The 26,895-nt window shown below is 67.0% G+C and carries 22 protein-coding genes; 1 reads left to right on the top strand and 21 read right to left on the bottom strand.

From position 1 onward, the window contains the following. Positions 1-11: 11 nt before the first annotated feature. Positions 12-2,561 (bottom strand): spermidine synthase, encoded by a 2,550-nt coding sequence (locus JQ617_RS25275; RefSeq protein ID WP_502754896.1) that lies wholly within the window; start codon positions 2,559-2,561, stop codon positions 12-14. Positions 2,562-2,813: 252 nt separating this feature from the next. Then, a complete protein-coding gene (locus JQ617_RS25270; protein ID WP_212028734.1) occupies positions 2,814-4,991 on the bottom strand; it encodes a TonB-dependent receptor in 2,178 nt (725 codons plus the stop codon). Between the two features lie 329 nt (positions 4,992-5,320). Between JQ617_RS25270 and JQ617_RS25265 the strand changes: the two genes are divergently transcribed. Beyond that, the gene (locus JQ617_RS25265) at positions 5,321-5,980 is read left to right on the top strand and encodes a hypothetical protein (RefSeq protein ID WP_212028644.1); all 660 of its coding nucleotides are present in this window, start codon (positions 5,321-5,323) and stop codon (positions 5,978-5,980) included. Between the two features lie 171 nt (positions 5,981-6,151). Here JQ617_RS25265 and JQ617_RS25260 read toward each other — a convergent pair whose 3' ends face one another. The 19 genes from JQ617_RS25260 to JQ617_RS25170 all read right to left on the bottom strand — a co-directional run bounded on the left by JQ617_RS25260 (position 6,152) and on the right by JQ617_RS25170 (position 26,830). Continuing rightward, positions 6,152-6,778 (bottom strand): FMN-dependent NADH-azoreductase, encoded by a 627-nt coding sequence (locus tag JQ617_RS25260; protein ID WP_212028643.1) that lies wholly within the window; start codon positions 6,776-6,778, stop codon positions 6,152-6,154. Between the two features lie 3 nt (positions 6,779-6,781). Next, positions 6,782-8,356 carry an isochorismatase family protein gene (locus tag JQ617_RS25255; RefSeq protein WP_212028642.1) on the bottom strand — a complete coding sequence of 525 codons (1,575 nt, stop codon included), beginning with the start codon at positions 8,354-8,356 and terminating at the stop codon, positions 6,782-6,784. 20 nt (positions 8,357-8,376) lie between these two features. Further along, positions 8,377-9,225 (bottom strand): MBL fold metallo-hydrolase, encoded by an 849-nt coding sequence (locus JQ617_RS25250; protein ID WP_063694536.1) that lies wholly within the window; start codon positions 9,223-9,225, stop codon positions 8,377-8,379. A 31-nt stretch (positions 9,226-9,256) separates the two neighbouring features. Continuing rightward, a complete protein-coding gene (locus tag JQ617_RS25245) occupies positions 9,257-10,141 on the bottom strand; it encodes an amidohydrolase family protein (protein ID WP_212028641.1) in 885 nt (294 codons plus the stop codon). Next, on the bottom strand, positions 10,138-11,259 hold the full coding sequence (locus tag JQ617_RS25240; RefSeq protein ID WP_212028640.1) for a vWA domain-containing protein: 1,122 nt from the start codon (positions 11,257-11,259) through the stop codon (positions 10,138-10,140). Before JQ617_RS25240 ends, JQ617_RS25245 begins: the two co-directional genes overlap by 4 nt. After that, positions 11,256-12,137, bottom strand: a complete 882-nt coding sequence (locus tag JQ617_RS25235) for an AAA family ATPase (RefSeq protein WP_063694533.1) — start codon at positions 12,135-12,137, stop codon at positions 11,256-11,258. The genes JQ617_RS25240 and JQ617_RS25235 overlap by 4 nt, the downstream gene beginning before the upstream one ends. Positions 12,138-12,147: 10 nt before the next feature. After that, the gene (locus tag JQ617_RS25230; RefSeq protein ID WP_063694532.1) at positions 12,148-13,170 is read right to left on the bottom strand and encodes a xanthine dehydrogenase family protein molybdopterin-binding subunit; all 1,023 of its coding nucleotides are present in this window, start codon (positions 13,168-13,170) and stop codon (positions 12,148-12,150) included. Between the two features lies 1 nt (position 13,171). After that, positions 13,172-14,767, bottom strand: coding sequence for a xanthine dehydrogenase family protein molybdopterin-binding subunit (locus JQ617_RS25225; protein ID WP_212028639.1), 1,596 nt, complete (start codon positions 14,765-14,767; stop codon positions 13,172-13,174). Positions 14,768-14,779: 12 nt separating this feature from the next. Next, on the bottom strand, positions 14,780-15,256 hold the full coding sequence (locus tag JQ617_RS25220; protein ID WP_212028638.1) for a (2Fe-2S)-binding protein: 477 nt from the start codon (positions 15,254-15,256) through the stop codon (positions 14,780-14,782). A 6-nt stretch (positions 15,257-15,262) separates the two neighbouring features. Further along, positions 15,263-16,081, bottom strand: coding sequence for an FAD binding domain-containing protein (locus JQ617_RS25215; RefSeq protein ID WP_212028637.1), 819 nt, complete (start codon positions 16,079-16,081; stop codon positions 15,263-15,265). Beyond that, a complete protein-coding gene (locus JQ617_RS25210) occupies positions 16,082-16,525 on the bottom strand; it encodes an SRPBCC family protein (RefSeq protein ID WP_212028636.1) in 444 nt (147 codons plus the stop codon). It lies immediately after the preceding gene. 2 nt (positions 16,526-16,527) lie between these two features. After that, a complete protein-coding gene (locus tag JQ617_RS25205; protein WP_212028635.1) occupies positions 16,528-16,965 on the bottom strand; it encodes an SRPBCC family protein in 438 nt (145 codons plus the stop codon). Positions 16,966-16,975: 10 nt separating this feature from the next. Next, complete coding sequence (locus tag JQ617_RS25200) at positions 16,976-19,873, bottom strand: flotillin family protein (RefSeq protein ID WP_212028634.1); 2,898 nt, start codon at positions 19,871-19,873, stop codon at positions 16,976-16,978. A 26-nt stretch (positions 19,874-19,899) separates the two neighbouring features. Continuing rightward, positions 19,900-20,733 (bottom strand): phosphoenolpyruvate hydrolase family protein, encoded by an 834-nt coding sequence (locus JQ617_RS25195; protein ID WP_212028633.1) that lies wholly within the window; start codon positions 20,731-20,733, stop codon positions 19,900-19,902. Positions 20,734-20,736: 3 nt separating this feature from the next. Then, on the bottom strand, positions 20,737-22,947 hold the full coding sequence (locus JQ617_RS25190) for an ABC transporter permease (RefSeq protein WP_212028632.1): 2,211 nt from the start codon (positions 22,945-22,947) through the stop codon (positions 20,737-20,739). Then, positions 22,940-23,722, bottom strand: a complete 783-nt coding sequence (locus JQ617_RS25185) for an ABC transporter ATP-binding protein (RefSeq protein WP_025035423.1) — start codon at positions 23,720-23,722, stop codon at positions 22,940-22,942. Before JQ617_RS25185 ends, JQ617_RS25190 begins: the two co-directional genes overlap by 8 nt. Beyond that, complete coding sequence (locus tag JQ617_RS25180) at positions 23,715-24,797, bottom strand: branched-chain amino acid ABC transporter permease (protein WP_212028631.1); 1,083 nt, start codon at positions 24,795-24,797, stop codon at positions 23,715-23,717. Before JQ617_RS25180 ends, JQ617_RS25185 begins: the two co-directional genes overlap by 8 nt. A gap of 1 nt (position 24,798) precedes the next feature. Beyond that, positions 24,799-25,809 carry a branched-chain amino acid ABC transporter permease gene (locus JQ617_RS25175; protein WP_212028630.1) on the bottom strand — a complete coding sequence of 337 codons (1,011 nt, stop codon included), beginning with the start codon at positions 25,807-25,809 and terminating at the stop codon, positions 24,799-24,801. A 193-nt stretch (positions 25,810-26,002) separates the two neighbouring features. Next, positions 26,003-26,830, bottom strand: a complete 828-nt coding sequence (locus JQ617_RS25170) for an AraC family transcriptional regulator (RefSeq protein ID WP_212028629.1) — start codon at positions 26,828-26,830, stop codon at positions 26,003-26,005. Positions 26,831-26,895 lie beyond the last annotated feature (65 nt).

The following is a 26,895-nucleotide window of genomic DNA, read 5'->3' as shown; positions in this document are numbered from 1 at the left end:
CTCGGCGCGGATCACTCGTTCCGCAAGCCGAACTCGCGCAGCAGCAGCTCGCGCGCCTCGGGCCTTGAGGGTATGGCCTCGTTGATCCTGCGCAGCAGGCGCGCGGCTGCCGCGCGGTCCGAGCCGAGCAGGGATCTCGCCATGCCCATCAGCGGCCCGTAGGCCGGATCGAATTCGGGGCTCAGGCGAAGCGCATCGATGAGACCCGGCGAGGCGGCTTCAATCAGAGCGGCGCCGCGCGGATCGCCGGGCAGCGACGCGCCGGCCTCGAGGAAGCGGTTGCGCGCACGCCAATAGGCGTCGAGGCGCGCGGCGAGCGCGTCGCGCCCGCCGACGCCGGCCAGCAGTTCGTTCGCATCCGGTTCAATCTCCTTCGTGACGGCAAGCAGGAGCGACCAGGGGGCTGCCCGGAGCGCATGAACATTCCGCCGCGCATCGAACGTCACGAACGGATAATCATCCGTGTTGCGCGGGCCTTCGCCGGCAAAGGCGGCGAGGGCGCGCGGACCTCCGACATACTGGCCGAGCAGGTCGATGGGTGAGTCGAACCCGAGGGGCCGTACCGCCTTTGCGGTCGCGGGGTCGTGCAGCCGCGCGCCCAGCGCGTCGATATCGAGATGGCCGCCGTCGCGCGTTCCGATCAGTGCAAGCATCGGGGTGCGGACGCTGTAGTGATTGAGCCAGGCCGCGCCGTCGGGATAGATTTCGAGAAAGCCGCGGATGATGGCGCGCAGTGAGGGCATGTCGAGCTGGTAGAGCGGCAGCCATTGGCAAAAGATACCGCCAGGCGCCAGCCTGCGTTTCACGGCCTGGAAATGTTCCACCGTATAGAGCGCGCCGCTGCCGTCGAGCGCGGGGTGAAACAGGTCGGCGATGATCACGTCGTGCTGGCCGGTATCCGCCGCGACGTAGCGGCGGGCATCCGCGACGGTCAGGCGCGGCACTGACACCGCATGCGGATCGACGAACCAGGACAGCAAGTCCACCACTTCCCGCGAGAGTTCGACGCCGTGAACACTGACGCCGGGCATCTGAGTTCCGCCAATCATGGTGGCGCCGGTGCCGATGCCCAGGAACAGGGCGCGGTGCGGCGCTCCGTGAAGCAACAGCGGGAGCATTGCCTGCCGATAGTCGGATCGCGTCGAGCTGGTCCCGCCCATGCGGAAATGCCCGTTGACCTCGAGATAGCGCGTGCCTGCTGCGTCGTCGACGACACTCGCGGTCGCCATCGGTCCTTCACGAACCGCAAGCAGCGCGCCACCCGCCGGCACTCGCGTCAACGACGGCGTCGGATGCAGCCACAGCACGAGTGCGCAGGTCGCGGGTGCAGCGGACCACAGCAACGCCGATCGGCTGGGCGGCAAAAGCAGCAGATAGCCCGCTGCAACGGCAAGCAGCGCCGTCCAGGCACCAAGGGCCGGGATCAGGAATTGTGCCGCCACCAGCGGTGCGATGCAGGCGCCGAGACTGTTGATGCCGACCGCCGATCCGACCGAGCCGCGCTGATCGCTCACCCGCTGCGCCAGCAGGCCGAACAGCGCGCCCATTGCGGTTGCGGGGACGAGGAAGAGGGCGATCGCCACGGCCAATTCGCCGAACACGTCCGCGCCCGCTGCGATCTCGACCAGCCGACCGGCAAAGGGTGCAAGCACGGCGGTCGTGATGCAGGCGAGTGCGGCTCCGGCGAGCAGGCCGCGCAGATTGCCATCGTTGGCATCGCGGCCGGTCCGCTGCCAGAGCAAGCCACCGGCGGCAGTGCCGAGCAAATACGCAGCCAGCAACCCTGCAAAGGTGTAGACGGTATCCTCCATCACCTGCGCGGCAAGCCGGACCACGAGGACCTCGAAGGTGATTCCGAGCAGTCCCGTGGCGAACAGGGTGATCGTGAGCCGCAGGTCGCGAAGTCGTTCGGGCCGCTTCTGTTCGAGATCGGCCTTGCCGGCTGCGGGTCCAAGCGCAAACGTTGCCAGGGCACAGAACGCGTTGACGCCGGCAAGGCAGAGCAATGTTCCCGAAAATCCGAGCGCCGGGATCAGGAGGAATGTTGAGGCGAGCGTGCCGGCCAGAGCTCCGGCCGTGTTCGCCCCATACACGCCTGCCGTGACGCGCGCCTCGCCGCGCGCATGACGCATCATCCGCTCCAGCGCGGCGAGGGTTCCGCCCATCGCCATCGTTGCCGGGAGCAGCACCAGCGTCGGCAGCGCCAGGCTTCCGGCCCACAGCAGGACCGGCGATGGTTCGGTGCCGAGCAGAGGCGGCAAGGCCCGCGCGGCCGCCGGCAGCAGCCAGACGCTGGTCAGGCCCCAAACCGCGATGACGGCTTCAAGAATCGCATAGACGTGCCATGGCGATGCCGATCGGCGGATCAGCCCGTCGAGCGCGAACGCGCCGAGGGCCAGACCGCCGAAAAATCCGGCGATGACGCCGAGCACCGCCATCATCTCGGTGCCCAGCGCAAGGCTCAGCTGCCGCGTCCACACGATCTCGTAGCCGAGGCCTGCAAAGCCCGACGCCGTCACGATGGGAACGAGCGCCCAGGAGCGCGCAAACGGTCCACCCATCGCGGTGGTCTCGTCCTGCTGCGCCGTACGCGCGAACCGCTCAGCCGAGGCGATCATGGTGATGTCCGGCTCAGATTGCATTCCCCTCACTCCTGCCTCGAACGCGACCGCTGGGCGGTCGGAGCCGGGGTCTTGCGTCAGCCGAACTCGTGCTCTCGGTTCATCAAAGCATCCGCTCTATGTCAGATTTTTTGGAGATTTATGACGGTCGATGGCGCTTATGCATCGACGCAGCCCGCAAGCTCGCCGCGATCAGAATTTCGCCGCGACCGTCAGCCGGACCGCAAGCGGCTCGGCCGGATGGACGTGACGATCCGCGACACCCTCGATGGGCTCGCCCGGCAGCCGCGACAGGTAATAGTACTCGATCTGGTTGGTCTGGGTGTTGAAGAGGTTGAGTACGTCGAGTTGCACCCGAACGCCGTTGTCGAACCTGTAGCCGGCACGTGCATTGAAGATCAGCGACGACTGCGAGCGGACGCTGTTGTCCTCGATCAGGGGACGTGGACCGAAATAACGCGCCTTCAGCGCACCAAACCAGCCGGTGTCGCCACCGAGCGTGATCGCGCTGCTGGCCACCCACGCCGGTGCGCCAGGGATGCGTGACCCGGCAGGGTCGAAATCGGTGAAGCGTGCGTGGGTCTGGGCGACGTCGAGATCGACCATCAACCACGGCAGCGGCTTGTACTGGTTCGTCCACTCGATGCCGACGCGGCGGCTCGGCCGGCTCGGCTCGGTGGTGCCGGCGTCCCCGACAAACAGCAGCTCCGAGTCGAAGTCGAGGACAAAGACCGCGAGCGAGCTGGTGAGGCCCTCGATCGGCTTGGTGCGGATGCCGAGCTCGGCGCCGCGCGAGCGCACCAGCAGCGGCACGCGCTCGAGCGGCGTCACCTTGTCGTTGGGATCGACGGTGATCGTTGCGCCGCGGATGTCATTGCTGTGCAGGCCGTAGCCGGCATTGGCATAGAACTCGGTCCTGTACCAGGGGCCGAGTACGAGGCCGGCCTTAGGGCTCGCCATCGACGCCTGTGCATTGCCCGAATTCTGCGGCGTGTCGCTGAACACGTGTCCGGCAAAGACATCTTCGCGAATGCCGGCGCTGGTGCGCAGCCAGTCGGTCCAGCGCGTGGTCGTGTCGGTCCAGAGGCCGACATTGCCCTCCTGCACGCGGTCGTCGCGCACCGTCGAGAGCCAACTGCGCTGCTCGGTCTTGAACAGGCCGACATGAATATCGTCATAGCGGCTCTGCACGCCGACGCGGGTTTGCGATTCGAGGCCGGCAAAGCGCCAGTCGAACGCATGCCGTGCATCGACGCCACCGAAGCTGCGGCGGTCGAGCTGGCTGAACTGGTCGCCATTGACGGGGTTGTCGAGGAAGTAGGTGAAATCGTTGAAGAGCCGCAGGTCCGAGCGCACGACGTAGGCGCGGACATTGGTTTGTCCGTACTCGCTCGACTGTGCCCAGCTGCCGGACAGGCTGAACCGGCTGGAGGTGCCGCCGTCGGTGGGATTGAGCGTGCCGAGCCGATCGATCAGCCCCTGGTCGATCGCGCGCTGGGCAACCTGGTCGGTGGAATTCCAGCCATTGGAATAGGCCATCGCCGTCAGGGTCAGGCCGTCGGTCGCCGTGCCCTGATTGTAGCGCAGCACGCCGTTCAGCTTGCGGATGTCGTCCGGCACTTGCCACGGGCCATCATATTTGGTGGCCTCGAACGCCGTCAGCAGCGTGCCGGCGCCGACGGCGTTCGACGTTGCCGCCAGGGCGCGGCCGTAGCCGAAGCTGCCGAAGGTCAGCTCCGCGATGTTGTGCGGCAGCTTGTTGACATAGTCGATGGCCACGGCGCCGGCGGATGCGAAATCGCCCTGGTCGGCGAAATACGGTCCCTTGCGCACATCGATCGACTGGATCAGCTCGGGGATCAGGAAATTGATGTCGGCGTAGCCTTGCCCATGGCCGTGGGTCGGCATGTTGACGGGCATGCCGTCGACGCTAATCGCGAGATCAGTGCCGTGATCGAGGTTGAAGCCGCGCAGGAAGTATTGATTGGCTTTGCCCTCGCCGGAGTGCTGCGTGACGATCAGGCCGGGCACCGCCTCCAGCGCTTCACCGGGCCGGGAGAACGGGACGGCATTGACCTCCTTGCCGCTGATGCGGACGGCGCTGGCGGAAGTGGGCTGCAGAGCGGACGAGCCGGCGGGCGCAGCACCAGCCGCGCCGCCGCCCTCGGTCGAATTGTCCGTGCGGGCGGCGGTCGGATGACTGCGTATGCCCCCATTTTTCGGCGGCTTCTTGCGGGCGAGCCGTTTCGGATGCTGTTCCACCTCGGCTGCCACGGTGACCGGCGGAAGTTCGGCGGCCGCGACCGCGCTGCGCTCCTGGGCCGTAGCCGGCAAAGCGCATAGGGCTGACGATGCCGCGGCCGAAAACATCCGCAACAAGGACCCACGCACCGCCACGCCTCCGCACCCCAACCATTCCAGCAGCGCCACGCTCTAGCAGGCGAGTATGACGATGTAGCAACAATGTCATACTGGGGCAGGCAGCGGGTGTCGAGGTGCGGCATGACGCAGCCGCAACAGGCAGGGGAAACATCGGGGGAAGTGACGGATGTTTCGCACGAGTGTCACATCGGCGGCCGATAAGCCTTGCTCCTCTCGGTGCTCAGTGCTGGCGAGCCGCTCGCCCTGCCTCTGCTGGCCGCCGGCCTCCTGGACTGAGATTCTTGCACGTTGCTTCCGACAGGCCGATGACTGGGACCATGAGAGGGCACAAGGCGGCGCGGCGGATTTCGGTGGGGTTCGCGCTCGTTCTGGCGCCTCTGCTCGACGCTTTCGCCGCGACCTCCGCGCTACCGGCGGATTTTTCCGATGTCGACGTCCCCGGCTTCACCGGGCCGACGTCCAGCCTCGGGGACTCTCCCGTGGCGTTGGCGCCGGTCGCGTCCGCGGCTCCGTCGCGCTCTCCGGTCAGTCGGGAGGCGATGCGCGGCAATCCGCTCTGGGCCGTCCCGCTTACGGCCCTGTCGGACACGAACGAGCGGCCGATCTTCTCGGCCTCGCGGCGGCCGCCGTCGCCCCCTGCGATGTCGGGGCCTGTCGCGAACGTGCCGGCGCCGCCGCCCGGACCTCCGCCCGCCGAACTGCGGCTCGTGCTGGTCGGAACCGTCGTCGGCGGCGATCAGAGCGTCGGCATTTTCGTCGACGAGACCAGCAAGGCCACGCTGCGCCTGAAGCTCGACGGCGACTACCAGGGCTGGCGGCTCAGCTCGGTGCACCAGCGCGAGGTGACGATGGTGCACGGTGAGCTGACCGAGACGCTGACATTCCCGAAATCGGGCGGAGCCATGCCCGCGACGGGATCGGCCGTTGCGGAAAGCGCGGTGCAGCGCGGCAGCTCGCACACCGCGCAGTATGACTGAACGCGCCCATTCCAGCCGACGGCTGCCGCATGTTTTGCCCGACGTGTCAAACGCCCCCGTGTGCGTGTGCAAGCCGTTGATTCCGCTGTCATCGCCTACTGTGCATGGGGTTGTTTTCGAAGTTTTGTTTTGAAGCTCCCGGCCGTCTCGATTGGCGGCACACGCGCCGGTTCAGAAGGCCGCGCCCATGGCCGCAAGGCGCTGATGGGTTCTTTCACGGGCAGCCTCGATCGGTTGCTGCGGTCCCGTGGTCGGCCCGATCGGCACGAAGCGGACATCGTTGATGCCGATGAAGCGCAGGATTTCGCGCAGATAGGGCGTTGCCATGTCGATGCGGCCGCGGTTCATGCCGGTGGCGAAGTCGCTGCCGCTGGCGAGGATGACCAGCGTCGGCCGGTCCTTCAGCAGCGGGAAATAGCCTTGCGACGGATCGAACCGGAAGGTGAGCCCGGGCTGGACGATGATGTCGAACCACTGCTTGAGCTTGTAGGGAATGCCGAAGTTCCACATCGGCGTCGAGATCAGCACGCGGTCGGCGAGCGAGAAGCGCATGGCCATGCGCTCGGCCTCCGCAAAGCTGTCGCGCTGCGCCTCGGTGAAGGCCTGGGCCTTCATGCGCGCGTATTTGGCCTCGACGATGGGGCCGGTGAACTCCGGCATCCGCTCGCGCCAGATGTCGACGACATCGATGTCCCAATCCGGCCGGGCCTCGCGGAAGCGATCAAGGAAGACGCGCGCGCCGGCCGTCGACCAAGACTCGGCGCGGGGCGAGCAGGACAGATGCAGAAGCTTTGCCACAGCTCATCCCAGCGCTCTGATGACGGCATCGGCCCTGGTCACGACCGCGACGTTCTGCATGGCAAAATTGATCGAGGCGTTGTGCCAGTCGGCATTCATGGTCGAGCAGCAGTCTTCGGGCACGATCATGAAATAGCCCTTGTCGGCCCCGGTGCGCGCGGTGTGCTCGACCGACATGTTGGTCCAGGCGCCGGTGTTGATGATCATGTCGCTGCCGGTTGCCTTCAGGATCGTCTCCAGCCGCGTGCCTTCCCAGGCGCTCATCCGCATCTTCTCGACGACGAAGTCGCCGGGCCGCGGCTCCAGGCCCGAGACCGGTGCCGCGCCCCAGCTGCCACGGACCATCGCCTTGCTGTCGACGAGGCCTTCGAACAGCGGTGCGTTCAGTGTGACACCGGGCGCGCCGGGCTCGACCACGAACCAGACATGGATGATGGCGACGCCCCGCGCGCGGGCTGCCTCCGCGAGGCGCCGGACGTTCTCGACGACATGTTGCTGCTTCGCATGACCTGGCGCGCCCGACTCCGCGAACGCGCCGCCGTCCATGATGACGTCGTTCTGGAGATCCTGGATGATCATGGCGCAGCGCTGCGGATCGAGCCGCATCTCGCCCTCGGCGAGAACAGGCGAGGCCGGTGACGAACTCGGACCCGCTCCGCCGCCGGCGCGCCGGCCGCTCATATAGGGCTCGTGACGCGGACCGACCTTGGTCGGGATCGCGTACACCGAATGCGTCGAGGTGAGATAGAGTGTGCGGAAATCCGGCCCGCCCCAAGCGAGGTTGGCGACCAGCTCCGGCACGCGCACCTTGCCGAGCAGCTCGCCGCGCGGCGAATAGACCCAGACGCCGCCGGGCGCGGTGACCCAGACATTGCCGTGCTGATCGCACTTCATGCCGTCAGGCAGGCCCGGCTCCAGCTCGGACTTGATGCCGCTCGCAAACACCCGCGCGTTGGACAGCGTGCCGTCGCTGTTGACGTCGAACACCCGGATCACAGCCTGCACGGTGTCGTTGACATAGAGCAGCTTCTCGTCCGGCGAGAAGCACAGCCCGTTCGGCTGATCGAACAGGTGTCGCTCGACCACGAGCCGCGGCTCGCCGCCGGGCACGACGCGGTAGACGCCCTGGAAGCCGAGCTGGCGCGGCCGCTCGACACCGTAGACCGGCATCCGCCCGTACCAGGGGTCGGAGAAATAGATCGCGCCGGAAGAGTGCACGCAGACGTCGTTCGGGCTATTGAGCTCCTGGCCGCCGAAATGCGAGGCGAGCACCTCGCGCCGTCCGTCCGGGCGTTCGCGGACCAGCGACGAGGTCGCGTGCTCGCAGACGATCAGGTTGAGCTCGGCATCATAGGTCATGCCGTTGCATTTGTTCGATGGGCGCTTGACCTCGACCACGCCGCGCCGCGCATCCCAGCGCCGGCGCACGTCGCCCGGCATGTCCGAGAACAGCAGGTAGTGATCGACCGGATGCCAGATCGGCCCTTCCGTGAAGTCGAAGCCGGTGCCGATCTGTGCGACCGGCGCGTAAGGGTCGATCAGGTTCTCGAATTCGCTTCGCAGCGTGACGTGCGTCATCGGTCTATCCCAAGATCATCTCAGGCCGGGAACCAGTTGCGCTGGGGCAGGGACTGCACGATCGGTCCGGGGACCTGGTCGTGCAGGCGCCCCACGACATTGCCGCCTTCGATCTTGGCGGGCCGGTCGTGGACCGGAAGCAGGTAGCGCGAATTGCTGAGGAGCTTCTTGATCGCGGCCTTTTCCGCACGCTTGCTGGTGCCGTGATTGCCGGTGGTGCGCGGCTCCCAATCGTGGATCTCGTGGAAGGGCGTGACGATCTGATCGTTGAAGTCGTAGATCACGTCGCCGCAGATGGTCGCGATGCCGTCGGCGGTGTGGACGATGATGTTCATCGATCCCTCGGTGTGGGCGTTGGCGGCATCGCAATAGACGCCGGGCATCAGCTCGATCGGGCCGGTGATCTCGAGGTCGAGGAAGCGCAGCGCGCTCTTGGTGTGCAGGCGGTCGATCAGGTGCTTGATGTCGGGCGCCGGATATTGCGGATGCATCAGGCCGGAGACGGAATATTCGAGCTCCTTGCGATTGACGACGACGGTCGTGTTCATCGGGAACAGGTCGTCCTTGCCGGCATGGTCGATGTGCAGATGGGTGTGGCAGACGAAGCGGACGTCGCCCATGCGCACGCCATGGCGCGCGAGCTGGTTCTCGATCATGTGCTCGTGGTATTGCAGCCCCCGCATGCCCAGCGTCTCCATGATCTGGTTGGAGCGGTAGCCGGTGTCGACCACGACAGGGTAGGGACCGCCGAGGATCAGGAAGCCGAGCGTGAGGACGCGGCGGGTGCGGCCGCAGTCGCGGCCGAGCACCAGGAAGCTCGATTCCAGCTCGATATCGCCATAGTCCAGAATCTTGATCTCCAGCGCCATTCTTTGCCCTCCCTGTGTCGTTTCCTGTCTGTCAAAGCCGGTAGACGCGTGTCGCCGTGGTCCTGAAGATCGCGTCCTGCTGCTCCGCACTGAACGGTGCGGCGGCGGCGCGAAAGGCATCGACGAGCTCGCGATAGCTGGTCCACAATTTCTCGATCGGAAAATTGGAGCCGAACAGGCAGCGCTCGGCGCCGAAGATCGCCACCGTGTCGGTGAGCACGGCGGCGATATGCGCGGGATCGTTGCGGTGGATGAAGGTGCCGAGCCCGGACAGCTTCGAGACCACGTTCGGACAGGTCGCGAGCCGCGCCATCCCGGCGCGCCAGGCCGCGCGGCCGGCCGGTGAAAGATCTTCGAGCATGCCGGCATGCTGGAGGATGAACGTCACCTTGGGACAGGACTCCGCGAGCTGCGCGGCATCCGGCATCTGCGGCGTGAAGACCTGCAGGTCGAAGCTCCAGCCGTAATCGGCCAGGTGTGCGACGTTGCGGCGGATCACGGGATCAGCGCAGAGGTCCGGACGCGCTGCGAAGCGGTACAGCGGGTTCTCATGCCAGTGCAGCTGCATACGGACGCCACGTACCAGCGGATGGCGTTTGAGGCGATCGAGCTGCGGACGCACGTCGTCGGCCGCGAAATTGGCGTACGCGACGATGGCGTGCGGCCAGCCATATTCCTCCGCGGTGCGCTGTACCCAGGCTGCTTCCTCCTCGAAGTGCTCGGGCGCCCAATTGGTCTGCACGTAGACGGAGCGGGTGACACCGGTGCCCTTGAGATCGCCGAGATACTCCTCGATCGGATAGTCACGCCGGATCGGCTCGTACGGTCCGAAGATGCGCGGCTGCATGGGGCCGGTCAGCCAGGGCAGGTCGGCCTGCCGCCAGATGTGGTGATGGCCGTCGACAATACCGTTCACGCAGCTCTCCTTCGTCCCAGTGCCAGCACATGGGCGACGATCGAGGCGCTCGACCCGCCGTCCACGAGATCGTCGACGAAGCGTTCGATCGCGACGAGCGCTTCCGTCTGCGGGCGGAAGCCCGGTCCGGCCGCGAGCGGCGTCAGCCAGCTCAGGCGCCAGGCTCGCCGCGACAATTTCGACGCGGCGTCGCGCAGCGCGTCGGGTTCGCCGCGCTCGAGCCCGTCGGACACGACGACCACGGCGGCGCCGCGGGCATAGCCGCCGAACCGCGGGACTGCGAGGAACGCCTGCAGCGCGTCGCCGATGCGGGTGCCGCCGTCCCAGTCGCTGACCAGATGCGCCGCCGCGTTCAGTGCCTGCTCGCGCCGCTTCAGCCGCAGCGCGCGGGTCACACGGGTGAGCCGCGTGCCGAAGGTGAAGACTTCGACATTGGGGGCGGCCTGCACCAGCGCATGCGCAAGCTTCATGTTCTCCTCGGTACGGCTCTTCATCGAGCCGGAGACGTCGATCAGCAGCAGGATCTTGCGCGGCCGTTGGCGCCGCTTCATGTGGCCGAGCCGCAAAATCTCTCCGTCGCTGCGGACGGAGTCACGTAGAGTACGGCGGAGATCGGCGAAGGGACCGCGGCGCGCGCGCATGCGCCGGTGCCCGCGCCGCCGCGGCAGGCGCCGCGGGGCCTCGCGTGCCAGGCGACGCAGCGCATCGGTCGTGGAGAGCCGGGCGAAGCGGCGCTCGACCAGCGCTTCGGTGCGCGTTGCAGTCAGGCCGGATTCGTTGGCGTCATCGGAGAGCAGTGGCTCCTCGTCGCCGCGGCCTTCCTCCTGGAGACGGACGGTCTCGTCGTCCTCGCCCTCGTCGGCGTGCTCGATGGCCTCGCTGCCGCGGAAATGAAGATCGAACAGGCGGTCGAAGGTGGCGCGGCGTTCGGGCGGTGGGGCGAGGGTGGCTAGCGCCGCCTGCCTGATATCCCTGAGGTCGCGCGGGCCGAGCAGGTCGATCGCGGCCAGGAACGCGGTGGTCTGTTCCGGCGCGACCGCAAAGCCGTTGACGCGCAGGAGTGCGACGAAGGAGACGAAGATCCGCGCAGCACGCGGGAGCTGCAGCTCGGCACTCATGCGGTTGCCTCCGCCAGCATGGCATCGAGGCGCGGCGCGATGAAGTGCAGGTCCTCCTCGTCCTTCAGCGCTACGCCGATGGACCGCTTGAAGGCATCAGGCCAGCGCGCGCCGCCCTTGTTGAGCAGCGTCGCGGCCTCGGCCCAATCGACGGCCTCGGCGATGCCGGGCGCCTTGCTCAGCGGCTCGCGTCTCAGCTTCTCGACGGCCGCGACGACGGCGCGGGCCGTGGCTTCAGCGACGCTGGAGGCGCGCATCATGATGATGCGTGCTTCCCGCTCCGCGGTGGGATAGTCGATCCAGTGATAGACGCAGCGGCGCCGCAGCGCCTCGTGCAGATCGCGCGTGCGGTTCGAGGTGAGCACGACGACGGGACGCTCGGCGGCGCGCACCGTGCCGCGTTCGGGGATGGAGATCTGGAAGTCGGAGAGGAATTCGAGCAGGAACGCCTCGAACTCCTGATCGGCGCGGTCGATCTCGTCGATCAGCAGGACGGTGGAGTCAGGCGCGCGCAGCGCCGCCAGCATCGGTCGCTCGATCAGGAAGGTCTCGCCGTAGATGTCGATGCTGTCGTCGCCGGCCTGGCGGATCGCGAGCATCTGGCGCGGGTAGTTCCATTCGTAGAGTGCCGCGGACGCGTCGATGCCTTCGTAGCATTGCAGGCGGATCAATTGCCGGCCGAGCACGGCGGCGATGGCCTTGGCCGCTTCGGTCTTGCCGACGCCCGGCGCGCCTTCCAGCAGCAGCGGCTTGCCGAGGGCGAGGCCGAGATAGGCAGCCGTCGCGAGCCCTTCGTCGGCGAGGTAATAGGCGGCCCGCAGCGCCTTCTCCAGCGCCTCCGGACTGTCGATGCCGACGATGTTGCTGCGAACGGCCACGGCGTCTCCTTTAGCGCCGCGCCTGCGGCCGTGCACCGCCCTGGCTCTTGATCGCCCGCAGCACCTTTTCCGGCGTGATCGGCAGATCGTCGATGCGCACGCCGACGGCGTTGAAGATCGCGTTCGCCACGGCCGGCAGCACCGGATTGGCGCACATCTCGCCGGGGCCCTTGGCGCCGAACGGACCGTCGGGAGCGGGGCGTTCCAGCACGGCGATATCGTGCGGGCAGATGTCGCCGGGACCGGGCATCAGATATTCGACGAAGTCGCGGGGACCGTGAATCGGCTCGGGATAGTACGGCTCCGGCGTCTCGTAGAGCGCGTGGCTGACGCCCATCCAGGCGCCGCCGACAAGCTGCTGCTCGACCAGGCGCGGGTTGAGGGCGCGGCCGAGCTCATAGGCGGAATCCATCCGGACCATCGCGACTTCGCCGGTCTCGTCGTCGACCTCGACCTCGGCGACGAGGCAGGCATGCGCGTAGCATGTCGCCGGCGACATCTCGCCGGTCTCAGGATCGACGTCGGACAACGGCACGAGGAAGATGCCGCGGCCGGAGATGGTCTTGCCCTGCTTGAACTGCGCCGCGATGGCGACGTCCTTGGTCGAGATCGAGCGGTGCGGCGCGCCCTTGACGTGGATGTTGCCGCGGCCGTCGGTTTCGAGATCGGCGGCGTTGACTTCCAGCTCCTCGGCCGCGGCTTCCATCATCACGCCGCGTGCCTCGCGGGCCGCGGCCATCACGGCGTTGCCGACGCGGTGGGTGCCGCGGGAGGCGAACGAGCCCATGCAGTGCGGTCCGGTGTCGGAGTCTGCCGTGTCGACATAAACGTCCTCGACCGGCACGCCCAAGGTCTCCGCGCAGATCTGCCGCGTCACCGACTTCATGCCCTGGCCGAGGTCGATCGATGACAGCGCCACCGTGAACTTGCCGCTCGGATTGGAATGCACCAGCGCCTGGCTCGGATCACCCCCGAGATTCATGCCGATGGGATAGTTGATCGACGCCATGCCGCGTCCGCGATGCCTGGTCATCTCAGCGTCTCCTTGTTCCGAACACGGACGAGAAGCGGGTCGCCCCGTGCGATGGGGCAGCCGGGCGGGGCGGCGGCGGAGGCGGTGCGGGTGGAGGCGGATCGCGCGGAGGTTCGCGGGTCACGGTCGGCGGAAGCCTGTCATAGCTGGTGCGCTGCTGCGTTGGCGTCACAGGCCTCCCGCGCGAAGAATCCGTCGGCGTCGCGGGGATCGCGGCGCGGCCGCCGCCGCCGTCCTTGCGGGAGGAGGCACGCTTGAACTCCTCGCGGATCGGCCATTTCGCCTTCTCGGCTGCAACCTGCACGCATTCGATCAGCGCGGTGTTCTTGGCTTCGCGCCGGTGCGCCTTCATGTCGCCGTCGCGATAGGCGTTGAGGATGCGGAACTCCATCGGGTCCATGCCGACGAGGTTGGCCAGCTTGTCCATCTGGCATTCGATCGCAAAATCCATCGCAGTGACGCCGAAGCCGCGCATGGCGGTGGCCGGCGTGCGATTGGTGAAGACGCAGTAGACGTCGCCATAGACGTTCGGGATGGTGTAGGGGCCCGGAAGATGCGCGGCGCATTTCACGGCGGCATAGCTCGACAGCCGCGTATAGGCCCCGCTGTCGAAATAGGCGCGAATCTTGCGCGCGACGATGCGGCCGTCGCGCATCACGCCGTCCTTGATGTAGATGCGCTCGGCGCCGCGGGGCGGGCCGTATTGCATCTCCTCCTCGCGCCCGAACACGTAGCGCACGGGCCGCCCGGTCAGCATCGCGCCGAGAATGGCGAGCGGCTCGGTCAGTGTGTCCACCTTCCCGCCGAAACCGCCGCCGACGGTGCCGCCGATGAAGTGGAAGGTGTTGGAGGGCACGTCCAGGATCTTGGCGCAGGTGTCGACCGAGAAGAACAGCGCCTGGGTCGAGGTGTAGACGACGTAGCGGCCGTTGGTGTCGGGCGCTGCGATCGCGCCGTTGGTCTCGGTCGGTGCGTGCTCGATCGGGGACATCTGGTAGCGCTGCTCGAGCACATGATCGGCGGTCGCGAGCGCCGCATCGGCATCGCCAAAGCGCAGGCGCTGGTGGTCGTAGGTCTCGTGATAGGTGAAGGTGTTCTTGGGATAGGTCTCGTTGACCACGGGGGCGCCCGGCTTCAGCGCGTCCTCGACGTCGAACACGGTCGGCAGCGGCTCGTAGTCGACTTTGACCTTTGCGATCGCTTCGAAGGCCTCGCGCTCGCTGTCGGCGACGATGGCGAGGATCGGCTCGCCCTTGTAGCGGACCTTGTCGACTGCGAGCGAGGGCTCGTCGTCCTTGCCGAAGTTGATCAGGCTCAGCAGCGTGTTGAGATTGCGCGGTACGTCAGCGCCGCGGATGATGCGCCGTACGCCCGAGGAGCGTTCGGCCTCGGTGGTGTCGATGCGGCGGAGCCTTGCATGCGCATGCGTCGAGCGCACGACCTTCAGATGCAGCATGCCCTGAAGCTTGTGATCGTTGAAATAGCTGGACGTGCCGGTGACATGGCCGAGCATGTCCTGGCGCTGAGTGCCCTTGCCGATCTCCTTCAGATTGTCGTCGCGCTCGTCGGCAAAAATGTCCTTGCGCAGTTCCAGCATGGTCGCGTTCCCTTACGCGCTGACCCGGCCGCCGGCGGCGGCGAGGATGGCATTGATGATGGGCTCGTAGCCGGTGCAGCGGCAGATGTTGCCGGAGATCGCCTCGATGACCTCGTCGCGGCTCGGCGTAGGATTGCGGTCGAGCAGGGCCTTCGCGGCCATCAGCATGCCCGGCGTGCAATAGCCGCATTGGGCGGCGAAATGGTCGGCGAAGGCGCGTTGCAGCGGATGCAGGTTGGGGCCCTGCTTCATGCCGTCGAGCGTCTCGACCGAGCGGCCTGCGACCGTTTCGGCGAGCGTCAGGCAGGAAAGGTGCAGCTCACCATCCACCAAGACGCTGCAGGTGCCGCAGCCGCCTTGGCCGCAGCCGAATTTCGGCGTCATATCGCCGATCAGCTCGCGCAGAGCGACCAGCAGATTGGTGCCGCCGTCGACGAAGATCGCGACGTCGCGGCCGTTGTGGCGGAACTGAAGCGGAATTTTCGACATGGCGCTCTATTCCTGTCCCGACAGCAGACGCCGCAAATGCACGCCGACAATCTCGCGGCGATACCAGGCGCTGCCCAGTGCGTTGTCGGACGGTGATGTTCCCTCGCTCGCCGCGGACGCGGCGGCCGCGATGGTCGCGGCATCCAGCGAGCGCCCCTCCAGCGCCCGTTCGGCTGCCCTGGCGCGGATCTGCGTCGGGGCCATCGAACCCAGCGCGATCCGCGCGCCCGCAATCCGTCCGCCGCTGACCGGCAGATGCGCCGCGAGCGTGATGACCGCGCCGCCCTTCGGCTTGATGCGGGCGATCTTGCGATAGCGGAAGGCCTCGCTGCTGGCCGGCCGGGTGCAGGACACCGACAGAACCAGCGTGCCGGCCTGCCGGTCGCGCGCCTGCAAAAACTCCTCGATCGGGATGTCGCGGCTGCCGAAGCCGCCTTGCACCGCGACGGTGGCGTCGAGCGCGAGCAGCGCCACGGTGAAATCGCCGTAGGGACTCGGCGCAAACAGATTGCCGCCGATGGTCCCCATATTGCGTACGGCGGGGCCACCGATCGAGCGGGCAGGGCCGTGCAGGAAGGCGAGATCGCGTTCGGCGAGCACGCGCGCAAAGGTGACGCCGGCGCCCAGCGTCACGCGTGGCCCGGACGCGTCTATCCGGATCAGCGCCTGGTCCTGCGCGCGGACAACGGTCGAGATCGAGACGTCGCCCTCGTTCAGCGCCCGCATCACCAGCGTGCCGCCGCCGAGATAGCGCGCGCTGCGGTCCGAGGACAACGCCCCGGCCGCCTCGCTGGCGCTCGTAAAGGTCTTCACTGTCACGGCCATCTAGGCGGCCTCCTTCAGATGCCGGCGGATCGCTTCGAACCCGGCCTGGTAAATGTCTTCGGCGACCATGTGGGTGATGCGGTCCCTGTCTTCGGATCGTGTCGTGAACCGCGACTCCCAATGCCAGAAGGTTCGGTCGCCGTCGGTGACCGGCAGCAGCCGGACATGGGCGACGTAGTTGAACATCGGGATCGGCGTATCGAGCAGGCAATAGCTGAAGGTCTGTTCGAGGTCGGACAGCGCCAGCAACTGCTCGCGCAGCTCGGAGCCGTCCTTGAGCTTGAACCGCCTGACACAGCCGATCTTGTCGGCGGATTGCGCGCGTTCGATCGCGGAGGTCGCAACCGCGGGATGCCAATGATCGTGTCCGTTGAAATCGCGCAGCACGTTCCACACCGCCTCGGTCGGCGCGTCCAGGATCGTGCTCTTGACGACATGCGGCACGGCTAGCCTCCAAACACGCGCTTCAACGCATCGAAGCCACCCTGGAATACGCCGCCGCCGATATTGCCGACGAGCTCGGTCTCCCGCTCCGGCGGACAGTCGAATTCCGCGGTCCATTCCATGAAGGTCTGGTCGCCGTCGGTGACTGGCGTGAGCCTGAGGGTCGCGACGTAGTTCTCGACGCCCATCGGCGATTCCAGGATCGCGTAAGTGCAGAACATGTCGTAGTCGGAGAGCCCCAAGAGCTTCTCGCGGATGCGGTCGCCGTTGCGCAGGCGAAAATCTCGCACACAACCGATCTTGTCCGAGGGTTCGCCACCCTCGATCCGGCTTTCGGCGATGGCCGGGTGCCAGTTCGGCAGGCCGTTGAAATCGCGCACCCGCGCCCAGACCCGATCGTTGCGGGCGTTGACGACGGTGGAGACGTAGACGCGGGCCATGGTTCAGACCTCAGCTCTTCTTCCGCGGGCCGCGCTCGGCCGGCGGCTCGCCACCTTCCGAGGGCGGGGCGGCAGGCTTGTCGCCACCGCCGCTCTTGCGCGCGGAGTCCTTGATGCCCTGCATGTCGCGAGCCTCGCGGATCAGGCCGGGCATCTTGGCGAGGCTGCCGCCTTCGACGCCGATGTCCGACAGGATGGAGTCGATCAGGGGTGCTTGGACGCGGTAGCGCAGGGCGGAGTCGATCACCTCGTCTGTGGCACTGCGGCCGCCGTTGCCGCCGCCATGTCCGTTGCCGTTGAGGCCGTCGACCTGGAGGATGCGGATGCCCTCGATCTTCTCCATCGGCTTGACGCTCTCGCGCACGATGCCCTCGATGCGGTCGAGCAGCTTGCGGCGGAACAGCGAGTAGCGTGCCTGATCCGTCAGCACGTTCTCCGCCTCGTTGAGCATGCGCTGCGCCTCCGCCTCGACCGCGGCGCGCACGCGCTCGGCCTCGGCCGCGATCCGGGTCTCCTCGGCCTGTTTCTCGGCCAGCAGGACCTCGACGGTCTTGCGGCGCTTGGCGATCTCGCTCTCGCGCGCGGTGACGACACGCTCGGCGGCTTCGGTCGCACGTATCCGTGCTTCCTCGGCGGCGGCGCGGGCGGCCGACTCCTCCAGCGACTTCTGATGGATCGCGATCGCCTTCTCCATCAGCACTGTCTCAACGTCCTTCTCGCGATTGACCTCGAGCTTACGCAACTCGCGCTCGCGGCCGATGCGGGCTTCGTCGAGACCGCGGTCGGAGGCGATCCGGGCGCGCTCGACTTCCTCGCGTGAGGCGATCTCGGCTTCCTGCAAGGATTGCACACGGGCGACCTCGAGCTGCTCGATGGCTCGGCGACGCTCGATGCGGGCGGCCTCCAGTGCCTGCTCGCGCGACACGTCGGTCGTCTCGACCTCCTTGCGCGCGACGATCTCGGCCTGCTTGACCTGGCGATCGGCGTCGATGCGTTCGGAGCGCTTGGTGGAGAGGGCGATGACGCGGTCCTCGTCCGCGATCTCGACGGCCTTCTTCTGCTCGATGTTAAGCACTTCCCGCTTCTTCGAGGAGTTGATGCGCTCGGCTTCGAGCGCCAGATCGACCGTGATGCGCTGGCGCTCGACAGCGTCGCGCCGTTTCAATTCGGCCGTTTCCAGAACGCCGGTCCGCTCGATCTCGAGCGCCTTGGTTTCCCGGTCGGCCTGGATGCGCTCGGCCGCAACCGCCTTCTCCTGGGCGATGCGAGCCGCCTCGATCGCCTCGCGCGAGGCGATGTCGGCTTCCTCGACGGCACGGTTGCGGGCGATCTCCAGCGAGCGGACGCGCTCCTCCTGCGCGATGCGGGAGGCTTCCGTTGCCTCACGCGCCGTGATGCCGGCGACGTCCAGCGTCTGGTTGCGCTCAATTTCGAGCTGCCGGGTGTTCTGTTCGGCGGCAATGCGCTCTGCGGCCAGCGTCCGCTCGCGGGCGATGCGGGCGGCCTCGACCGCGCGCTGCGCCTCGATCTCGGCCTCCTGGATGGTGCGGACCTGCTGGATCTCCAGCGCGCGGGTGCGCTCGTCCGAGGAGATGCGCTCGACATTGACCGTCATGGTCTGGGCGATGCGAGCCTTCTCGGTCGCTTCGCGCGCGGCAATCTCGGCTTCGTCTACGGCGCGGGTGCGCTCGATCTCGCGACGCCTGGTCTCCTCCTCGTTGGCGATACGGGCGTCGGTGACGACCCGGTCCTGCTGGATGCGGGCCTTCTCGATCGCTTCGCGGGCGGCAATCTCGGCTTCCTCCACCGTGCGCATGCGCTCGATCTCGCGCTGGCGCACCTCGCGTTCGCTGGCAATACGTGTGGTATCGATCGAGCGCTGGTTCGCGATCCGGGTCTTCTCGATCTCCTCGCGCGCCAGCAGCTCCTTCTCCTCGATGGTGCGGGTGCGCTCGATCTCCTTCTGGCGGGTTTCGCGTTCGGAGGCGATGCGGGCTTCCGCAATGGCCTGGTCGTTGGCGATGCGGGCGCGCTCAATGGCTTCGCGCGCCGAGATCTGCGCCTGTTCGGCCTCCGTTTCGCGCAGGGCCCGTTCTCGGGCGACTTCGGTGCGCTGAAGCGCACGGCGCATCTCGATGTCGCGCTCCTGTTCCAGGCGCGCGGTCTCGCTCTCCCGCTCGATCTCGAGTGCCTGCCGCTCGGCCTCCAGATTGCGGGAGCGGATCTTGATCATCGAGTCCTGCTCGATGTCGTTGCGCACCTTCCGCTTCGCCTCGATGTCCTCCATCAGGCGGGTGAGGCCTTCGGCGTCGAACCGGTTCGACGGATTGAAGAATTCGAGGTCGGTCTGGTCGAGATCGGTGATCGCGACCGATTCCAGCTCAAGGCCGTTTTGGGCGAGCGCCTCGGCCGCGTTGGTCTTCACCCGCGCGACATAGTCGCCGCGACGCTCGTGCATCTCTTCCATCGTCATCTCGGAGGCGACCGAACGGATCGCGGAGATGAATTTGCCGGCGAGGAGGGCGTGGAGCTGCCCCGGTTCCATGGTGCGGCGGCCCAGCGTTGCGGCCGCGATAGAGACGGCTTCGCGGGTCGGCTGCACGCGGACATAGAAGTCGGCCTCGATGTCGACCCGCATACGGTCGCGGGTGATCACGGCGTCCTGCCTCGACCGCACGATACCCATCGGCAGCACGTTCATGTTGACCGGCGTGTAGTCGTGGATGAACGGCAGCACGAAGGCGCCACCGTTGATCACCACGCGCTCGCCCAGGAAGCCGGTCCGGACGAACGAGGTCTCCTTGGAGGAGCGGTGGTAGAGCCAGTTCACGATGTAGACACCGACCACGATCACGATGATCGCGACGATCAGCCAGAGGATCAATTCACCGACCAGCATCCCTGACATCTTTCCCTCCCTCGACCTATCCGGCGTTATCGCGCGCCGATCGCCTTGAATTGACGGACCTGCTCCGTCAGCGCCCGCTCGACGGGCAGCCGCTCCATCGAGGAGGCGCCGTAGAAGCCGTGGCAATGACGGGTGTTCTTCATGATGAAATCGGCATCGGCGGGATCCGCGATCGGGCCGCCATGGGCCAGCACCAGGATGTCCGGATTGACGCTGAGCGCTGCCGTGGCCCAGGTGTCGATCCGCGCGGGGCAGTCCTTGAGCTTGAGGGCAGTTTGCGCGCCGATCGTGCCGCCGGTCGTCAGGCCCATGTGGCAAACGATGATGTCGGCGCCGGCGATCGCCATCGCGGCGGCCTCCTTCTCGCTGAAGACGTAGGGCGTGGTCAGCATGTCCTTGTCGTGCGCCTTCGCGATCATGTCGATCTCGAGCGCATAGGACATGCCGGTCTCTTCGAGATTGGCGCGGAAGGTGCCGTCGATCAGGCCGACTGTCGGAAAATTCTGGACGCCGGCGAAACCAAGGGCCTTCAGCTGGTCGAGGAAGACGTCCATGTCGCGGAACGGATCGGTGCCGTTGACGCCCGCAAGCACCGGGGTCTGGCCGACCACCGGCAGCACCTCGCTCGCCATTTCGAGAACGATGGCGTTGGCATCGCCGTAGGCCATCAGGCCTGCGAGCGAGCCGCGCCCGGCCATGCGATAGCGCCCGGAATTGTAGATGACGATGAGATCGACGCCGCCGGCTTCCTCGCACTTGGCCGACAGGCCGGTGCCGGCACCGCCGCCGACGATCGGCTCACCGCGCCTTGCCATGTCGCGGAACTTCTTCAGGAGGGCAGCGCGTTCAAACCTGGCCATCGGTCACCTCGCTAGTCTCCGCCGTGTGCCGGCGCGGCCGAACAGCGTTCGGAACGCGCCGACGATCGCGGCGGCGAAGTCGGGATCGTTGATGTTCTTAGAGATGCGAATGAGCTGGCGGTTGCCGGTCTGGCGCACATCGCGCTCCAGGGCTCGGAACAGCGCCGTGTCCGCGTCCGGATCCCAGAACGGTTGGCCGCGTGCATCGAGCGCGGAGACGCCGCCCTCGGGCAGGAAGAAGCGCACGGGGCCATCCATCTGGTTGAGGCGTTCGGCGATCCAGCGGCCCATACGCTCGTTCTCCTCGACCGTCGTCCGCATCAAGGTCACCTGCGGATTGTGGACGTGGAATTTGCGGCCGCGGTAGCGCTCGGGAATAGTGTCGGGCGCGCCGAAATTGACCATGTCGAGCGCGCCGACCGATCCGACATAAGGCAGGCGGCTGCGGATGATGGCGCCGAGGCGATCTTCGGTCGCCGGGAACACGCCGCCCATCAGCAGGTCGCAGATCTCGGTCGTGGTGAGGTCGATAATTCCGGCGAGCTGGCCGGACTCGACGAGCTTCTCCATCGAGCGGCCGCCGACGCCGGTGGCGTGGAAGACCAGGCATTCGAAATCGTCGCGCAGCTCGGCTGCTATCTTCTGCACCGCGGGAGTCGTGACGCCGAACATGGTGATGCCGACCGACGGCAGGCCGCCGGTCTGGCGGGCCGTTGCGGCGCTTTCATCGAGCCGCGCCTTGACCATGCCGGCGATCGCATTGGCGCCATTGGCCAGCACGGCGCGCGAGATCGTGTTCAGCCCCTGCACGTCGGTGACCGAGTACATCATGGTGATGTCGGACGGGCCGACATAAGGGCCGACGTCGCCCGAGGCGACCGAGGAGATGATCAGCTTGGGCAGGCCGACGGCAAGCGTGCGCATACCCGGCGCGACCAGGGACGCCGCGCCCGAGCCGCCGGCCGAGATCACGCCGGCAACGTTGCCCTGTCGTCGCAGCCAGTTGGCGAAGGCATCGGCCATCGCGGTCACGGCCGCGCCGCGGTCGGGGCCGAACACAGCCGCGCCGCCGCGGCCGTGATTGAGCGCGATCTCCTGCGCGGAGACATCGCAGCTGGAATGCTTCCCGCTGGTCGAGACGTCCACCAGCCGGGTGCGAAGGCCGGCTGCCGCGATGATGTCGCGAATGAAGCGCAGCTCCTGGCCCTTGGTATCGAGCGTCCCGACGACCAGGACGACAGGCGGGCCCGCCGTCTGCGTAAGGGCGGGCTCGCGCCTGCGCCGCGTCGTCTCCTCCAGCCGCGTGACCTCCGTCGAGCGCGTGCGGGCCGCCGCCTCGATGCGGGCGATCGGCACTGGTTGCGACCATCGCGTCGGCAGCACGGGGTTCGAGACGTAGATGCGGACCGGTCCATCGCGGCGCGGCGCGGGCGCCGGCTTTGCTTCGGAGCCGGACGCGGGGATATCGACATCGGGTTCGAGCTCGGCATGAAGTCCGACGCCGAGCAGGCGTTGCTGCAGATCGCGGTCGGCGGCGAGGCGGCCGGAGTCGATGATGCGGTTGATGCGGCCGTTCACCATGATCGCGACGTTGCGCGAGATCGCGGTGGCAACGCCGATGTTCTGCTCGATCACGAGCACGGCCATGTCGCCGTCCTCGCCGAGCCGCAGCAGCATCTCCTCGACCTGCGCGACGATGACGGGCGCAAGGCCTTCGGTCGGCTCGTCCATGATCAACAGGTGCGGATTGGTGAGCAGCGCACGCGAGATCGCCAGCATCTGCTGCTCGCCGCCGGAGAGCTGACCGCCGCCATGGCCCTTGCGTTCGGCGAGGCGCGGGAAGGTGTCGTAGATGCGCTCGACGGTCCACGCGCCGGAGCGCATCCCGCCGGCAAGCTGCAAATGCTCGTCGACGCTGAGCGAGCGCCAGAGGCGGCGTCCCTGCGGCACATAGCCGACGCCGAGCCGCGCGATCTGGGCCGGCGGCCGCCGCGTGACATCCTCACCGCGCACGCGGATCGATCCGCCGCTCACGCCGACCAGCCCCATGATCGCCTTGCACAGCGTGGTCTTGCCCATGCCGTTGCGGCCGACGACGGAGAACACGCCGCTTTCCAGCGTGAGATCGACGCCTTGCAGCGCGTGCGAGTGGCCATAGTAGACGTCGAGGCCGCGGACCTCGAGCGCGGCGGGTGAGCGGCGGGCCTCACTCATGGCCGCCTCCGAGGTAGAGCTCCTGCACCTCGGGATCGGACTGGATCTCCTGCGGCAGGCCTTCCTTGAAGATGCGTCCGTTGTGCATCATCGTGACGCTCTCGACGACGCGCAGCGCCACGTCCATGTCGTGCTCGATGATGATGTAGCCGATATGGGCGGGCAGGGAGGTCAGGATCTCGATCAGCTCGGCCCGTTCGGTCGGCGACAGGCCGGCGGCGGGCTCGTCGAACAGGACGAAGCGCGGGGCGCCGGCGAGCGCGAGCGCGATCTCGAGCTGGCGCTGCTGGCCGTGCGCGAGCTCGGCGACGCGCTGGTCCTTCACGGCGGACAGATGCACGGCCTGCACGAGATTGTCCGCGGCATGCATCAGCGCGTCGTTCTGCCCCGGGCGCAGGAACGAGAAGCGCCCGCGCGAGACGCCGCGGCAGGCGAGATAGACGTTGTCCTGCACGGTGAGGCCCGGAAACAGTGCCGATATCTGGTAGGTCCGGCGCAAGCCCCGGCGGATGCGTTCATAGGGCGGGAAGTGGGTGACGTCCTCGCCGAAGAAGCGGATGGTGCCGGAGGAGGGCGGGAAGTCACCGGTGATGCAGTTGAAGAGTGTGGTCTTGCCGGCGCCGTTGGAGCCGAGCACGGCGCGCCGCTCCCCGGGCCGCACGGTGATCGTGACGTCCGTCAGCGCCGCCAGCGCGCCGAACAACCGCGTCACGCCGCGCAGCTCGAGCGCGGCACCGGCGCCGACGGCGGAGAGGCGCTGGGCGACGCTATCCATGGCGGCGCCCTCCGCGAGAGTGGCCGTCGTCGCGGCGTTGACGCTGGCGCCAGCGCTGCCACAGGCCGATGACGCCGTCCGACGACCAGAACACGATGGCGAGGAAACCGAGCCCGATCAGCAGGCGGAAGCGGTTGCCGTCGAGCCCGAGCCTGACCAGGAAGTCGAGCGCGAAGGTACGCAGCAGCACGAAGATCAGGGCGCCGATGAAAGGGCCGATCGGCCGCGTGATGCCGCCGACCACGGCGATGATCAGCACGTCGATGCAGGCGCCGACGCTGACCGAGCCCGGTGAGATCTGGCGGTAGTTCCAGACCTGGAGCACGCCGGCGAGCGCGGCGATGAAGGACGCGAAGGCATAGGCGGCGACGCGATGGGCGTTGACGTTGAAGCCGAGCGCCGCCATGCGCCGCGGATTGTCGCGCACGCCCTGGAGCGCGAGGCCGAAGGGCGCGCGCGAGAGATATTCGACCGCGAAATAACAGAGTGCTGCGACCGCGAGCACCACGTAGTAGAAGGGGATGTCGGCGCGCCAGTTGACGCCCCAGAAATGGGGCGTCGCCACGGTGTTGATGCCGGTGTGACCGTTGAAGATCGCCCAGTTCTGGTTGGTGAAATAGTAGAAGGCTGCGCCGATCGCGAGCGTGATCATGATGGTGTAGATGCCCTCGGTGCGCACCGCGAGCGCACCGCCAAGCGTGCCGAAGGCGGTCGCCAGCGCGAGCGCCATGGGAACGGCGAGCCACCACGGCCAGCCCAGGCTGATATTGGCGTTGCCGCTCACGCCGAACACGGCGACCATGTAGGCCGAGAAGCCCGCGATGGTGAGCTGCATCAGGCTGACCATGCCGCCATAGCCGGCGAGGAACATCAGGCTCAGCGCCATGATGCCGAGGATCATCGTGGTCGCAAAGATCTCGATCAGGAAGAAGCCGTTGGCGATCAGCGGCATGATCAGGAGAATGGCCGCAATGACCCAGGCGGAGGGATTGTTGAGCTCCGGCCATGTCCGCGCCGGGCGCTGCGCTCCGGCGGCGGGATGAACGGCAACGCGGGCATCGTGGGCCAGCGACATCTCAGCGCCTCGCCAGCAGGCCTTGCGGCCGGATCGCCAGCACCAGCACCATGATCAGGAAGGTCACGACGATGGCGTAGGTTGGGATGTAGACCGAGCCGAGCTGCTCGGCGAGGCCGATGATCAGCGCGCCGAGCGCCGCACCGGGGATCGAGCCCATGCCGCCGACGATCACCACCACGAGGGAGGCCAGCAGGAAGCGGATGTCCTCGCCCGGCGACAACGACTGGAAGGTGCCGCCGACCACGCCGGCGATGCCGGCAAGGCCGGCGCCGAACGCGAACACCAGCACGAAGACGAGCTGGATGCGCACGCCGGTCGCGGCGAGAATGTCGCGATCATCGACGCCGGCGCGGATGATCATGCCGATCCGGGTGCGATTGAGCGCGAGCCACATCGCAACGCCGATGATCACGGACGCAGCGAAGATCACGAGCCGCACCATCGGATATCTGAGATAGACCGGCTCGCCCGAGGACTTCACCGCCGTGATCAGCGGCAGGTCCACGGGCCCGATCAGCCAGCTCGGGGTCTGGATCTGGTAGAAATCGCCGCCGCAGGCCCACAGCATGAGATCGGCAAACACGATCGACAGGCCGATCGTCACCATGGTCTGCCTGAGGTCCTGCCCCTCCATGCGGCGGAACACGATTACCTGCAGCAGCACGCCGACGAGGGCGGTCAGGATAAAGGCGACGATGAAGCTGAGCAGCCAGGAGCCGGTCGCCGAGCTGATGGCATAGCCGACATAGCCGCCGAACAGATAGAGCGAGCCGTGCGCGAGGTTGACGTTGCGCATCAGACCGAAGATCAACGTGAAACCGCTGGCGACGAGGAAGTAGAGGCCCCCGAGCGTGACGCCGTTGAAGACGGCGTTGAGAAAGACGCGCTTGCGGCCGATCGCCTCTTCGAGACCGGGCGGCCAGACCGCGAAGACGAGCCAGAGCAGGACGGCAATGGCGATGATCGTGATCAGCGCCCATGCGGGATGGCGTTCGACAAATCGGCTCATGTGCGCCGTCCGCTGGTTCGGGCGACACGCCGAAAGTTCATCGAATGCAGGTCGGACAGCCCAGCAGTGGCTGCAGGCCTTGCCATGGACGTGCGCTCCCGTCGGTCGCGATCATCTTTGGGATCGCGTTGGGCCACATCCTAGCCGGGCGGCGAGAGCGACGTTTGATCGTGAGTATCTTTTCGTGCAGCGCTCAGGCGCGCAAAACCTTGGCCGCGCGACGATAATCGGTCGGGGCCATCCCGACATTGGCGGCGAAGAAACGGGTGAAACCGCTCTGCGAGGTGAAGCCGAGATCGAAGCCGATGTCGGCGATCGGCGTCTCGCTGGCCACCAGCGCTTCGAGCGCCTGTTCCATGATCAGCGTGTTGAGATAGAGGTTCGGCGTGACGCCAGTCTGGACGCGGAACAGCCGGTAGAAGTGCGGCCGCGACAGGCCGGACTCGCGGGCGATCGTGTCGAGCTCGATCTCCGCGCCGGGGCTTTCCGTCATCATCTTGATGCATTTGCGCACGCGAAAATCGGTGACGGAGCCGCTGGCCCGCGGATCGCGCGCGATCTCGGCCTGCTGCCAGCTTTCGTCGTAGCAGATGTCGATCAGCCGCCTTAGCTCGGAATCGAGACTGGAGAGCGATGGTGCGCCGCACACGAGGGCGGCAGTGCGCCGGATGTGCTTGTCGAGCGCCGGCGTGCGTCTGAACTGGGTCCGGCCGAACCGCATGCGCTCGGTGCCGGAGGCATCGGGCGCAAACCATTCGGCGTTGACGTAGAGCACGAAGAAGATGGCACCGCCGTCAAGATCACTCGGCAGGAAGTTGTGCGGCTCCCAGGGATTGACGGCGACGACGGACGTCTCGGTGAGATCGTAGTGTCCGTCGGAGACATCGATGCATGCGGGCATGCCGCCGACATGGAAGATCAAATGACCTTCGCGATGAGCGTGGATATTGAAAGGGCGGTTCAACTGATAAACCGTCGCCCGGCCAAAGCGGCCGTGGAAGACGGCGAGCGCCCGGCTCATGCCTTCCCTCCCGAATGTTCTTCTTTTCAGCCAGCGTTCAACAACGCCGCCGAGATTGCAAGAGC

The sequence above is a fragment of the Bradyrhizobium sp. KB893862 SZCCT0404 genome (assembly GCF_018130885.1).
Taxonomy (GTDB): Bacteria; Pseudomonadota; Alphaproteobacteria; order Rhizobiales; family Xanthobacteraceae; genus Bradyrhizobium; species Bradyrhizobium stylosanthis.
The sequence above is the reverse complement of the archived record's forward strand: the minus strand, read 5'-3'. Positions and strand labels throughout refer to the sequence as shown.